The following is a 12,860-nucleotide window of genomic DNA, read 5'->3' as shown; positions in this document are numbered from 1 at the left end:
GTGGCAGCACCGACCAACAACGCGCCATTGCAAGGCATCCTGTCGCTGGCGATCAAGGACCGCGGGGCGCTCTACAACGCCTACATGCCGTTCGTGCGCAATGGCGGGCTGTTCGTGCCGACGGTGAAGCATTACTCCCTCGACGACGAGGTCTTTATCCTGCTGACCCTGATGGAAGACAGCGATCGCCTGCCGATCGCCGGCAAGGTGGTCTGGATCACGCCGCCCGGCGCGCAGGGCAACCGTGTGGCCGGCATCGGCGTGCAGTTCAACGATTCCTCGGAAAGCGACACCGCGCGCACCCGGATCGAGGCGGCGCTGGCCGGCATCCTCAGCTCGGATCGACCGACGCACACGATGTGATCGCATTCGTCGCGTCGCCCCGCTGATGAACGGAAAAGTATACTTCGGTACCGACGGCATTCGCGGTCGCGTCGGCGAGGAACCCATAACCGCGGAATTCATGCTCAAGGTCGGCCATGCGCTGGGTCGCGTGCTCGGCGACAGCGGCCGCGCGCGCGTTCTGATCGGCAAGGACACACGCGTTTCCGGCTACATGTTCGAGTCCGCGCTCGAAGCCGGTCTGGTTTCCGCGGGCGTGGACGTGCTGTTGCTCGGGCCGATGCCGACACCGGCGGTCGCCTGGCTCACGCAAGTGCTCGGCGCGAGCGCGGGCATCGTCATCAGCGCCTCGCACAATCCGTATTTCGACAACGGCATCAAATTCTTCAACGCCGCGGGTGAAAAGCTTTCCGACGAGGTCGAGCATGCGATCGAGCGCGCACTGCACGAACCGATGCGCACGCTCACTTCGGAGCGCCTGGGCAAGGCGATGCGCGTCAGTGACGCCTCGGCGCGCTATCTGGATTTCTGCCGCACGAGCGTCGCCGGCCTGAATCTGCGCGGGCGCCGCATCGTGCTCGATTGCGCGAACGGCGCGACCTACCAGATTGCGCCGCGTCTGTTCGCCGATCTCGGCGCCGATGTGGTCGCGATCGGCATCCAGCCTGACGGCTTCAACATCAACGCCGGCTGCGGCGCGACCGATCTCGCCCTACTCAAGCGCGCGACCGTCGAGCATGGCGCCGATCTCGGCATCGCCTTCGACGGCGACGGCGATCGCGTGCAGATGGTCGACCGCAACGGTGGCGTCGCCGACGGCGACGATATCGTCTATCTGCTGGCCAAGGACCTGCAGGCGCAGGGTCGTCTGCACGGGCCGGTGGTCGGCACCGCGATGACCAACTACGGTGTCGAACGCGCGATCGGAAAACTCGGTGTGCCGTTCCTGCGCGCCAGGGTCGGCGACCGCAATGTGCTGCAGATGCTCAGGGAGCACGGCGGTATTCTCGGCGGCGAGGCCTCCGGGCATGTGCTATGCCTGGATCGCAGCACGACCGGCGACGGCATCCTGATCGCCTTGCTCGTACTTGATGCGCTCGGACGCATGGGCACGACGCTCGCGAGCACGCGCGCCGAATTGCAACGCCTGCCGCAGGTCACGGTGAATATTCCGGCCGCCGGTGGCGCGGCCCTGATTGCGAATGCGGAAGTCCAGCGCGTGTTCGGCGAACTGCAGCAGACCCTGCAGGGACGCGGGCGCGTCGTCCTGCGGCCCTCCGGCACCGAGCCACTCGTGCGGGTGACCGTGGAGGGCGAGGACGGTGTCGAAGTCAGACGTCTGGCCGATACATTGGCGCAGACTGTAAGATCAGCAATCCAATCAAAATGAAAGATTCCACCATGTCCCAGCACGTTCCCACCCTCGATATCCGCCGCTACGACAGCGACCGCGCTGCCTTCGTCGCCGAGCTTGGCGCGGCGTACCGAGAGTTCGGATTTTGCGGCATCAGCGGGCATGGCATTGCGCAGACGCTGATCGACGATTCCTATGATGCGTTCGTGCGCTTCTTCGCGCTGCCGCAGGACGTGAAGATGAAATACCACGTGCCGGGCACGGGCGGTGCGCGCGGCTACACGCCGTTCGGCATCGAGACGGCGAAAGACGCAAAGTATCCCGATCTCAAGGAGTTCTGGCATATCGGCCGCGAACTGCCGGCGGGCTCGAAGTATGCCGACTACATGGCGGCGAATCTGTGGCCGACCGACGTCGCTGGATTCCACGAGTACGGCTATGGTTTGTATACCGCGCTCGATCAGCTTGGCACGCGTGTGTTGCGCGCGCTCGCGCTGCACATCGATCTGCCGGAACATTACTTCGACGACAAGACCAATTTCGGCAATTCCATCCTGCGCCCGATCCATTACCCGCCGATCACCGAGGAAAACATTCCGAACGTGCGCGCGGGTGCGCACGAGGACATCAATTTCATCACGCTGCTGGTCGGCGCCAGCGCGGAAGGCCTGCAGCTGCTCACGCGCCGCGGCGAGTGGCTGCCGATCACGACCCAGGGCGATGCGATCGTGGTCAACATCGGCGACATGCTGCAGCGGCTGACCAATCATGTTTACCCGTCGACCACGCATCGCGTGGTCAATCCGCCGGGTGAGAAGGCGCGCAAGCCGCGCTACTCGGTGCCGTTCTTCCTGCATCCGAATCCCGACGTCGTGATTGACCCGCTGGCTTCGTGCGTGACTGCTGACAACCCGAAGCGCTATGACACCTCGATCACGTCGCACGAGTATCTGCAGCAACGCTTGCGCGAGATCAAGTTGATCAAATAGCACCGCGCCGGACGAGCGGAGCCCATATCACGAAGAACACGAAGGAAGGCAAAGAAGATCGAGATTATTTTTTACTTCGTGTTCTCCGTGTTCTCCGTGGTTCAATCTTTTCTTTGCTCCAAGTATTTCAATTTGATCAAATAGTGGAGCAAAGCGGAGTCCGCCGCAAAGGGCGCAAAAGAAGCGAAGGAGGAGAGCGGCACAAAAGGGAGCAAACCTGTTTTTCTTCCTTGGTTATCCTTCGGGTTCTTTGCACCCTTCGTGGTTCAATCTTTTCTTTCGCCAAGTATTCCAATGCAAATAGAAAGCAAGCTGCCCAAAGTCGGCACGACCATCTTCACCGTCATGTCGCAGCTCGCCGCGCAGCATCAGGCGGTGAATCTCGGTCAGGGCTTTCCGGATTTCGACGGTCCGCAAAGTCTGCGCGATGCGCTGACAGCGGCGATGAATTCGCACAAGAACCAGTACGCGCCGATGACCGGCATTCCGAAGTTGCGCGAGCAGATCGCGCTGAAGACGGAAAAACTCTATGGCGCACGCGTGAATGCGGATACCGAGATTACCGTGACCAGCGGCGCGACCGAGGCGCTGTTCGCCGCGATCGCCGCGGTCGTGCATCCGGGCGACGAAGCAATCGTGCTCGATCCCTGCTACGACAGCTATGAACCCGCGATCGAGCTCGCGGGCGGCCGCGCGGTGCATGTGCCGCTGCGTCTACCGGACTTTTCCGTCGACTGGCAGCGCGTCAAAGATGCGATCGGTGCGAAGACGCGGCTGATCCTGATCAACTCGCCGCACAATCCGACCGGGGCCGTGCTAGCCGCGAGCGATCTCGACACGCTGGCCGAGCTGGTGCGCGACACGAATATCTTCATACTTTCCGACGAAGTATATGAACACATCGTATTCGACGGCGCCGCGCACGAGAGCGTGCTGCGCCACGCGGAACTTGCCGTGCGCAGCTTCGTCGTGTCCTCGTTCGGCAAGACCTATCATTGCACTGGCTGGAAAGTCGGTTACTGCATCGCGCCGCAGCCGCTGAGCGCGGAATTCCGCAAGGTGCATCAGTACCTGACGTTCTGCACTTTCAATCCGGCGCAATGGGCATTCGCCGACGTGCTGGAAAACGATCCGCAGCATTATCTGGATCTGCCGGCGTTCTATCAGGCCAAGCGCGATACCTTCCGCAAACTGCTGGCGTCGTCGAAATTCAAGCTGCTGCCGGTGCGCGGCGCGTATTTCCAGGTTGTCGACTACTCGGCGATCAGCGACAAGGACGATCTGAACTTCTGCGAATGGCTGATCCACGAAGCTGGCGTCGCCGCGATTCCGGTCACGGCGTTCTATGAGACGCCACCGGATACGCGCCTGGTACGATTCTGTTTCGCGAAGAGCGATGCGACCCTGAGGGCGGCAGCGGAGCGGTTGTGCAAACTTTGATGCAAAAGCGCCCCCTTCTCCCCTCCGGGCACCTTCCCAAGCTTCGCAGGGGAAGGGAAAAGCGAAGCGCGGCAGATTGTGATCCTTCCTCCGCTTACGGGGGAAGGTGGCGGCAGCCGGAAGGGGGCGATCGCGCGACATGACACCAATCCGCGTATCTCTGGTCCAGGGCGCGACGCGTTGGCACGACGCGGCGGCGAACCGCGATTACTACGGTGCGTTCGCGCGCGCGCTCAAAGGGCAGACCGATCTGATCGTGCTGCCGGAAACCTTTACCAGTGGTTTCACCAATGAAACCCTGCACCAGGCGGAAACCATGCAGGGCGACAGCGTCGCCTGGCTTAAAGCGTTGGCGCAGGAAGTCGGCGCGACCATCACCGGCAGCATGGTGATCCGTGACGGCGAGCGCTACTTCAATCGCCTCGTCTGGATGCGGCCCGACGGCACGTTCGACATCTACGACAAGCGTCATCTGTTTCGCATGGCCAAGGAGCACGAGCGCTACGCCGGCGGCGACACGCGCCTGATCGTGGAACTCAATGGCTGGCGGATCTGCCCGATGGTCTGCTATGACCTGCGTTTTCCAGTGTGGACGCGCAATCGTCACGGCAAATCCGCAAGCGATCGTTTCGACTACGATCTCGCTATCTTCGTCGCCAACTGGCCTACACCGCGGCGCCAGCCCTGGCGTACGCTGCTGCGTGCGCGCGCGATCGAAAACCTAAGCTACGTCGTCGGCGTCAACCGCGTCGGCGTCGATGGCAACGATCTGCCATACGCCGGCGACAGCGCTGCACTCGATTTTCTCGGCCAGTCGCTCGCCGAACTCGGCACGCAGGAGCAAGTTGTCACGATCACCCTCGATCCTGCGGCGCTCGCCGCGCATCGCGAACGCTTTCCGGCGTGGATGGATGCGGACGATTTCCGCATCGAGGTCTGATCCGTTCGCCGATATAGCGGATCGTCAGTTGCCGTATCGTCGGCGCACGGCATAATGCGCTGCCATTTGAGGAAACTGCCCATGAGTCGTGGTTACAATTTCAGCGCCGGTCCCGCGGCGGTGCCGGAAGCGGTCTTGCGCCAGGCGCAGGCCGAATTGCTCGACTGGGGCAAGGCGCGCGCGTCGGTAATGGAGATCAGCCACCGCGGCAAGGATTTCATCGCGCTGGCCGCCGAATCCGAGCAGGATCTGCGCAAATTGCTGAATATTCCACAAAGCTACAAAGTACTCTTTTTGCAGGGCGGCGCGACCCAGCATTTCGCCCAGATCCCGATGAATTTCGCGCGCCGCGACCAAGCTGTCGACTACGTCGTCACCGGCCATTGGGGCGAGAAGGCGGCGAGCGAGGCGAAAACGCTGGCGCAGGTGCGCATCGCGGCGAGCGGCAAGGACGGCAACTACAGCGCGATTCCCGCGCGCGCGACGTGGCAGCTCGATCCGGGCGCCGCGTACGTGCACTACACGCCGAACGAAACGATCCATGGCGTCGAGTTCCAGGATGTTCCCGATGTCGGCGCGCTGCCGCTGATCGCCGACATGTCCTCGGATATCCTGTCGCGGCCGATCGATGTGAGCCGCTTCGGCGCGATCTATGCCGGCGCGCAGAAGAACATCGGCGCCTCGGGACTGGTCGTGATGATCGTGCGCGAGGACCTGCTCGCGCGCTGTCCCAAGGACATCCCGAAGATTTTCAATTATGCCGAGCATGCGGCCAATGATTCGATGCTCAACACGCCGAACACCTTCGGCTGGTATCTGGCGAGCCTGATCTTCAAGTGGCTGCTGGCCGAAGGCGGCATGCAGGCGATCGGTGCACGCAATCGCGCGAAACAGGAATTACTGTACGGCTATATCGACGGCTCCGGTTATTACAAGAATCCGGTCGACAAATCCGCGCGCTCGTGGATGAACGTGCCGTTCACCCTGCCGCGCGCCGAACTCGATGCGGCGTTCCTCAAGGAAGCGGAAGCTGCCGGCCTGATGGCGCTCAAGGGGCATCGCGCGCTGGGTGGCATGCGCGCCTCGCTGTACAACGCGGTATCGCTCGAAGCCGTGCAGGCGCTGGTGGGCTTCATGCGCGATTTCGCTCGGCGCAACGGTTGATGTTCAAGATCCAGACGCTCAACAGCATCTCGCGCAACGGGTTGAGCCGGCTGCCAACCGCGTTGTACCGGGTCGCCAACGAGTTTGCCGAACCCGATGCAATCCTGTTGCGCTCGGCCGATCTGCACGCCAAGCCGATCGCCGCGTCGGTGAAGGCCGTCGCGCGCGCGGGTGCGGGCACGAACAATATCCCAGTGGCCGATCTGAGCAAACGCGGCGTGCCGGTGTTCAACACGCCCGGCGCGAATGCGAATGCGGTCAAGGAACTCGTGATCGCGGGCATGCTGATCGCCGCGCGCAACCTGGGCGACGCGCTGAGCTTCGTCAGCGGTTTGAGCGCGGGCGAAAATCTGCACGACCGCGTCGAGGCCGAGAAGAAACGCTTCGTCGGTTCCGAACTCGCGGGCAAGGCGCTCGGTGTGGTCGGCCTCGGCGCGATCGGCGTCAAGGTCGCGAACGCCGCGCACGCGCTGGGCATGCGCGTGCTGGGTTTCGATCCGCACATGACCGTCGATGGCGCCTGGGCGCTGTCGTCGGACGTGAGCCGCGCCGGCTCCCTGAACGAGCTCTATGCGGCATCGGACTACATCACGTTTCATGTGCCGCTCAACGACGCGACACGGGGAATTTTCGGTCCGGCTGCGCTCGATCTTGCGCGGCCCGGCGTGGTCCTGCTCAATTTCGCGCGCGAAGGCGTGATCGATCCATCGATATTGAGCGCAGGGCTGGCCAACGGGCGTATCGGCCGCTACGTGACCGATTTCCCGGACGCCGACCTGATTGGCAATGCGCGCGTGATCGGCCTGCCGCATCTGGGCGCGTCGACCGGCGAAGCCGAGGAAAATTGCGCGGTGATGGTCGTCGATCAGCTGCGTGAGTTCCTCGAAAATGGAAATGTATACAATTCCGTGAACTTTCCGAACATGCGCATGGGGCGCGCCGGAAGCACGCGGCTGTGCATCGCCAATTCGAACCGACCGAACATGATCGGCCAGCTCAGCCACGTGCTGGGCGAGGCGGGGACGAACATCGCGCAGATGCACAACGCCTCGCGCGGCGAGCTGGCGTATACCTTGGTCGATATCGATTCGCCGCTGCCTGAGGCACTGGTGCGTTCGATCGGCGCGATTGAAGGTATACTTTGCGTGCGCGCGATCGGCCGTTGAGCTGATCGCACCAACGCCGCATCGCAGCCGGATTCAGCCCGATATGCCAAGAAAAATCAAAGCCAAACCCGCCGCGCCCGCGAAAACAGCGCCCGCGCTTGCCGAAGCGCGTCAACGCATCGACGGCATCGACCGGCAGATCCAGGAGCTGATCGCCGAGCGCGCCGGCTGGGCGCATCAGGTCGGCAAGGCCAAGGGACCGCTCAAGGCAGCCGTCGACTATTACCGGCCCGAGCGCGAGTCGCAGGTGCTGCGCATGGTCATCGACCGCAATCACGGCCCGCTCGCTGACGAAGTGCTGGTGCGCGTGTTTCGCGAGATCATGTCGGCCTGCCTTGCCCAGCAGGAACCGCTCAAGGTCGGCTATCTCGGCCCCGAGGGCACGTTCAGCGAGCAGGCGATGGGCAAGCATTTTGGCCATTCCGCGCATGGTCTGCCGCTGGCCAGCATCGAGGAAGTATTCCAGGAGGTCGAAGCCGGACATGCGGATTTCGGTGTCGTGCCGGTCGAAAATTCCGGGCAGGGCACGATCCAGGTCACTCTCGACATGTTCCTGACCTCGAACCTGAAGATTTGTGGCGAAGTCGAACTGCGCGTGCGCCAGTATCTGCTGTCGCGTTCCGGACATATCGAGGATATCGAACGCGTCTATTCGCACCCGCAGTCGTTTGCGCAGACCAAGTCCTGGCTGCGCTCGAATCTGCCCAAGGCGGAGAAGATTGCGGTATCGAGTAACGCCGAGGCTGCACGTCGTGCACGCAATGCCGACGATGCGGCGGCGATTGCGGGCGAGGCCGCCGGGCATGTCTACGGCCTGAAGAAAGTGGTCGTCAGTCCGATCGAGGATCGCGACGACAACACCACGCGTTTTCTTGTGCTCGGCCGGCAGATTTTCCCGAGCAGCGGCCACGACCGCACCTCGGTGCTGGTGTCGATCAAGGATCAACCGGGTGCGCTGTTCAACGTGCTCAGTCCGTTTGCGCGCCACGGCGTGTCGATGAGCCGCATCGAGTCGCGGCCTTCGCACCACGCGAAATGGGAATACGCGTTCTTCATCGACCTCGCCGGCCATATCGAGGACGAGCCGATGAAGAAAGCGCTCGCCGAACTCAAGGCGCACGCCGCGCAGATCAAGATTTTGGGCTCGTATCCGGTCGCGGTTCTATAAAGCCGTCATTCCGGCAGGGATTGCCGGAACCCAGACTGCACGGATGCCAATATTGCGAAAAGTTTGGAATTAATCGATGAGCGCGGGGAAAACGCCACTTCTTTTTCTGAGCTTGCCGTCCGTGGCCCCTGGATTCCGGCAATCCCTGCCGGAATGACGAGCATGACAGAATCACAAGATTGGATAAGCTCGCCGACTTCGCCGCTGCGCGGTGAGGTGCGCGTCCCCGGCGACAAATCGATTTCCCATCGCGCGATCATGTTCGCCTCGCTCGCCGACGGTGTGTCGCGCATATCGGGATTTCTCGAAGGCGAAGACACGCGGGCGACCGCGCGTGCGTTCGCGCAAATGGGCGTGAGAATCGAGACGCCGACAGCCAGCGAGCGCATCGTGCATGGTGTTGGCATCGATGGCCTCGAGCGACCCGCGGCAGCGATCGATTGCGGCAATGCCGGCACCGGCATGCGGCTGTTGACCGGTCTGCTGGCCGGGCAGGGCTTCGATACGACCCTGACCGGCGACGAATCGCTGTCGAAGCGGCCGATGCGCCGCGTGATCGAACCTCTTGCGCAAATGGGTGCCAGGATCGAATCGCAATCCGGCGGCTTGCCGCCGCTGCGCATTTCCGGGAAAAGTACACTTCACGGCATCGATTACACCTTGCCGATCGCGAGCGCGCAAGTGAAGTCCGCGCTGTTGCTTGCCGGGCTTTACGCGCAGGGCGAAACGCGGGTCACCGAGCCGCACCCGACGCGCGATTACAGCGAACGCATGCTGCGTGCATTCGGCTATCCGATCGAGTTTTCCGCCGGGCGTGCAAGGCTCAGCGGCGGCCATCGACTGCATGCGACGGACGTGGTCGTGCCGGCGGATTTTTCCTCGGCTGCCTTTTTTCTGGTCGCCGCGAGCATCGTGCCGGGTTCCGAATTGACGCTGCGCGATGTCGGCATGAATCCGCGCCGCACCGGTCTGCTGCGGGCGTTGCGCCTGATGGGTGCGGATATCGGCGAGACGAACGCGCGCGAACTCGGCGGTGAACCGGTCGCCGATCTCGTCGTCCGCCACGCGCCTTTACACGGGGTCGACGTGCCGATTGCGCTGGTGCCGGACATGATCGATGAATTCCCTAGCCTGTTTGTCGCCGCAGCTGCCGCAACCGGTACGACGCGTGTCACCGGTGCCGCCGAATTGCGCGTCAAGGAATCCGACCGCATCGCGGTGATGGCCAAGGGCTTGCGCGCGCTCGGTATCGCGATCGAGGAGACTCCGGACGGCGCCATCATCCATGGCGGGGCCTTGCATGGCGGGGCAGCCGACAGCGCCGGTGACCACCGTTGCGCGATGAGTTTTGTGGTTGCGGGCCTGGTTGCGAGATCTCCGGTGAAAATTCTCGACTGCGCGAATGTCGCGACCTCGTTTCCCGGCTTCGTCGAGCTGGCCAACGGTTGCGGGTTTGTGTTGGGCTGAGGCCGCCCTTGCTACGAGATCGGTATGCGATTTTGTCTTCGCATGATTTGGAAGTATGAGTCTCGCGCTATTCGTGATTTGCTATTGGTCTGGTTACTGGAGTCTTTGATGTCCACTGTCTCTCTCGCCGCGTTGCCCACACGCCGTACGCTTGCGCGTGTTGTCCTGGCCCTGTCGATCGCATTCGCGATGGGTGCCGTATCCGCGCAAGAGGCGCGAAGCGCCCAAGTGCCGCCGCCGCAGGACACGCCTTATCAAGGCACGATCGCGATCCATGTCGATGCCAGCGACACGGCGCAGGGCATCTTCCGGGTGCAGGAGACGATTCCAGTCACCGCCGGTGCGCTGACGCTGCTCTACCCGCAGTGGATTCCGGGCGACCATTCGCCCAGCGGTCCGATCGCCATGCTCGGCGGGCTCACGCTCAGCGCCAACGGCCAGTCGCTCGCGTGGAAACGCGACAAATACAATGTGTACGCGTTCCATCTCGACGTGCCCGCGGGCGTCTCGACGATCGACGCGACCTTCCAGTACCTGTCGGGCCGCACCGACAGCGAAGGCTTCGAGATCACCGACCGCATGACGAACATGGAGTGGAGCAAGGTGGTGCTGTATCCGGCCGGCTATTTCTCGCGCGGCATCACCTTTGCGGCCAGCTTGACCTTGCCGCAGGGATGGCAGCTGGGCACCGCGCTGGAGACGTCCTCGCAGGCGGGCGCCACGATCACGTTCAAGCCGGTGACGCTCAACACGCTGGTCGACTCGCCGATCTACGCGGGCCAGTATTTCAAGCGCGTCGATCTCAACCCGGACGGCGAGACGCCGGTACATCTGGACATCGTCGCCGACGCGCCGAAGTACCTGGAGATGACGCCTGAACAGTTGCAAGCGCACCGCGCGCTGGTGACACAGGCGGTCAAACTGTTCGGCTCGCACCACTACGATCATTACGACTTCCTGTTCTCGCTGTCGGATCAATTGGGCGGCAATGGCACGGAGCACCATCAGTCCAGCGAGAATGGTCTGGGCGCCGACTACTTCAGCGCATGGAAGGACGCCGCACCCGGTCGCGACCTGCTGCCGCACGAGTACACCCATTCGTGGAACGGCAAATTCCGCCGTCCGGCCGACCTGTGGACGCCCAACTTCAACGTGCCGATGGGTGACTCGCTGCTCTGGGTGTACGAAGGACAGACGCAATACTGGGGCTTTGTGCTGACCGCGCGTTCGGGTATGTGGACCGCGCAGGAGTTTCGCGACTCCCTGGCCATGGTCGCGGCCAACTACGAGCGCAACCGCCCCGGTTTTGGCTGGCGCACACTCGAGGACACGACCAACGATCCGACTGCCGCGCATCGCACGGGCCTGCCGTATCGCAGCTGGCAGCTCAGCGAGGATTATTACAGTGGCGGGCAGATGATGTGGCTGGCGGCGGACGCGCGCATCCGCGCGCTGACCCATGACGGCAAATCGCTGGACGATTTCGCGCGTGCGTTTTTCGGCGTCGACAACGGCAGCTTCGTGACCAAAACCTACACCTTCGACGACGTGGTCGCGGCATTGAACGGCGTGGCAAAGGACGACTGGGCGTCCTTCCTGCGCGCGCGCGTCGAGGCGACGCATCCGCCGCTACTCGACGGCATTGCCGGCGTCGGCTGGAAGCTCGTCTACACCGATCAGCAGAGCGGGTTCGAAAAACAGTACGACAGCCGGCCGGAACCGGCTCGTCACCTGTACAACTTCGCCTGGTCGATCGGCCTCACGCTGACCGACAAGGGGCAGATCAACGACGTGCGCTGGAACGGGCCGGCGTTCAAGGCGGGCGTCAGCACCGGCGCGACCCTGGTCGCGGTGAACGGCCACGCCTACACGAGCGACATTCTGAAGGAAGCGATTACGGCGGCAAAGGACGGCAAGGCGCCGATCCAGCTGCTGCTGAAGTATCAGAGCGAATATCGGACCATACCCGTGGACTACCACGACGGCCTGCAGTACCCGCATCTGGTACGCGTCGAGGGCACGCCGGATTACCTGAGCCAGATCATCGCGGCGCGCAAATAGGGATGAGGCTCGAATTAATGTCGAAATATATACTTTTAGACAATGTTGCAAACGAGATCGAACTAAAATCGAGCGTTTTGCTATGGCTTGGCATTGCCCGGTAGAATCGCGCGTCCAGGCCAGCCCATGCCTTCATGCCCGCTTCGAGCCCCGAGAAAGTCATCCCCGTGCTCACCATTGACGGCCCGTCCGGTTCGGGCAAGGGCACGATCAGCGCGCGCGTGGCCGAGGCGCTGGGCTGGCATCTGCTCGATTCCGGGGCCTTGTACCGGGCGGTCGGCTTCGCCGCGGGCATGGCGGGGCTGGATCTGTCCGATGCCGAGGCGGTAACCCGCTGCGCAGAGACGACCAAGATCACATTTCGTGACCTCAAAGACGGCGGCGAGACGCGCGTGATCGTCAATGGCCTCGATGCCACGGGCGAATTGCGCACCGAAACCTGCGGGGCGGCGGCATCTGCGATTGCGGCGATTCCCTCGGTGCGCACGGCCCTGTTCGACAAACAGCGCAGTTTCCGCAAGCCGCCCGGCCTGGTCGCCGACGGCCGCGACATGGGTACGGTCATATTCCCGGACGCCGGTCTCAAGGTTTTCCTGACCGCCAGCGCCGAGGAACGCGCGCGCAGGCGTTATAAGCAGTTGAAAGAAAAGGGCTTGGGCGTTACACTTGCCGCCCTTTTGCGCGAGATCGAGGCGCGCGACGTGCGCGACGCCGGACGTGCGGTGGCGCCGCTCAAGCCGGCGACGGATGCCGTATCGATCGATTCGAC

Annotated in this window: 11 protein-coding genes; all 11 read left to right on the top strand. The window is 62.9% G+C overall.

Annotation, left to right across the window (positions count from 1 at the left end; translation table 11 throughout):
- Entirely contained in the window at positions 1-363 is a 363-nt protein-coding gene (locus tag VIE67_RS13480) for a PilZ domain-containing protein (protein WP_332026964.1), read from the top strand.
- Between the two features lie 25 nt (positions 364-388).
- Positions 389-1,732, top strand: coding sequence for a phosphoglucosamine mutase (glmM, locus tag VIE67_RS13475; RefSeq protein ID WP_332026963.1), 1,344 nt, complete (start codon positions 389-391; stop codon positions 1,730-1,732).
- An 11-nt stretch (positions 1,733-1,743) separates the two neighbouring features.
- On the top strand, positions 1,744-2,685 hold the full coding sequence (locus VIE67_RS13470; RefSeq protein ID WP_332026962.1) for an isopenicillin N synthase family dioxygenase: 942 nt from the start codon (positions 1,744-1,746) through the stop codon (positions 2,683-2,685).
- Between the two features lie 294 nt (positions 2,686-2,979).
- Positions 2,980-4,125 carry a pyridoxal phosphate-dependent aminotransferase gene (locus VIE67_RS13465; RefSeq protein ID WP_332026961.1) on the top strand — a complete coding sequence of 382 codons (1,146 nt, stop codon included), beginning with the start codon at positions 2,980-2,982 and terminating at the stop codon, positions 4,123-4,125.
- 139 nt (positions 4,126-4,264) lie between these two features.
- On the top strand, positions 4,265-5,065 hold the full coding sequence (locus VIE67_RS13460; RefSeq protein ID WP_332026960.1) for an amidohydrolase: 801 nt from the start codon (positions 4,265-4,267) through the stop codon (positions 5,063-5,065).
- Positions 5,066-5,146: 81 nt separating this feature from the next.
- Positions 5,147-6,229 (top strand): 3-phosphoserine/phosphohydroxythreonine transaminase, encoded by a 1,083-nt coding sequence (gene serC, locus VIE67_RS13455; protein ID WP_332026959.1) that lies wholly within the window; start codon positions 5,147-5,149, stop codon positions 6,227-6,229.
- Positions 6,229-7,395: a 3-phosphoglycerate dehydrogenase family protein gene (locus VIE67_RS13450; RefSeq protein ID WP_332026958.1), complete on the top strand. Its 1,167-nt coding sequence runs from the start codon at positions 6,229-6,231 to the stop codon at positions 7,393-7,395. Before serC ends, VIE67_RS13450 begins: the two co-directional genes overlap by 1 nt.
- A 43-nt stretch (positions 7,396-7,438) precedes the next feature.
- Positions 7,439-8,563, top strand: coding sequence for a prephenate dehydratase (gene pheA, locus VIE67_RS13445; protein WP_332026957.1), 1,125 nt, complete (start codon positions 7,439-7,441; stop codon positions 8,561-8,563).
- A 162-nt stretch (positions 8,564-8,725) separates the two neighbouring features.
- Positions 8,726-10,030 carry a 3-phosphoshikimate 1-carboxyvinyltransferase gene (gene aroA, locus VIE67_RS13440; protein ID WP_414707370.1) on the top strand — a complete coding sequence of 435 codons (1,305 nt, stop codon included), beginning with the start codon at positions 8,726-8,728 and terminating at the stop codon, positions 10,028-10,030.
- A 108-nt stretch (positions 10,031-10,138) separates the two neighbouring features.
- A complete protein-coding gene (locus VIE67_RS13435; protein WP_332026955.1) occupies positions 10,139-12,091 on the top strand; it encodes a M61 family metallopeptidase in 1,953 nt (650 codons plus the stop codon).
- 134 nt (positions 12,092-12,225) lie between these two features.
- Positions 12,226-12,860, top strand: a 635-nt coding sequence (gene cmk / locus VIE67_RS13430; RefSeq protein WP_332026954.1) for a (d)CMP kinase, incomplete at its 3' end; no start/stop codon positions are given.

Origin of the sequence: Rudaea sp., from assembly GCF_036560865.1 — a bacterium.
Lineage (GTDB): Bacteria > Pseudomonadota > Gammaproteobacteria > Xanthomonadales > Rhodanobacteraceae > Rudaea.
Note: the sequence above shows the minus strand (reverse complement) of the source record. Positions and strands in the feature narration are given on the sequence as shown.

Excerpts from the sequence above, each read along its gene's own strand:
- glmM (WP_332026963.1), top strand. The coding sequence starts at position 389 with ATGAACGGAAAAGTATACTTCGGTACCGACGGCATTCGCGGTCGCGTC.
- VIE67_RS13470 (WP_332026962.1), top strand. The coding sequence starts at position 1,744 with ATGTCCCAGCACGTTCCCACCCTCGATATCCGCCGCTACGACAGCGAC.
- VIE67_RS13465 (WP_332026961.1), top strand. The coding sequence starts at position 2,980 with ATGCAAATAGAAAGCAAGCTGCCCAAAGTCGGCACGACCATCTTCACC.
- VIE67_RS13460 (WP_332026960.1), top strand. The coding sequence starts at position 4,265 with ATGACACCAATCCGCGTATCTCTGGTCCAGGGCGCGACGCGTTGGCAC.
- serC (WP_332026959.1), top strand. The coding sequence starts at position 5,147 with ATGAGTCGTGGTTACAATTTCAGCGCCGGTCCCGCGGCGGTGCCGGAA.
- VIE67_RS13450 (WP_332026958.1), top strand. The coding sequence starts at position 6,229 with ATGTTCAAGATCCAGACGCTCAACAGCATCTCGCGCAACGGGTTGAGC.
- pheA (WP_332026957.1), top strand. The coding sequence starts at position 7,439 with ATGCCAAGAAAAATCAAAGCCAAACCCGCCGCGCCCGCGAAAACAGCG.
- aroA (WP_414707370.1), top strand. The coding sequence starts at position 8,726 with ATGACAGAATCACAAGATTGGATAAGCTCGCCGACTTCGCCGCTGCGC.
- VIE67_RS13435 (WP_332026955.1), top strand. The coding sequence starts at position 10,139 with ATGTCCACTGTCTCTCTCGCCGCGTTGCCCACACGCCGTACGCTTGCG.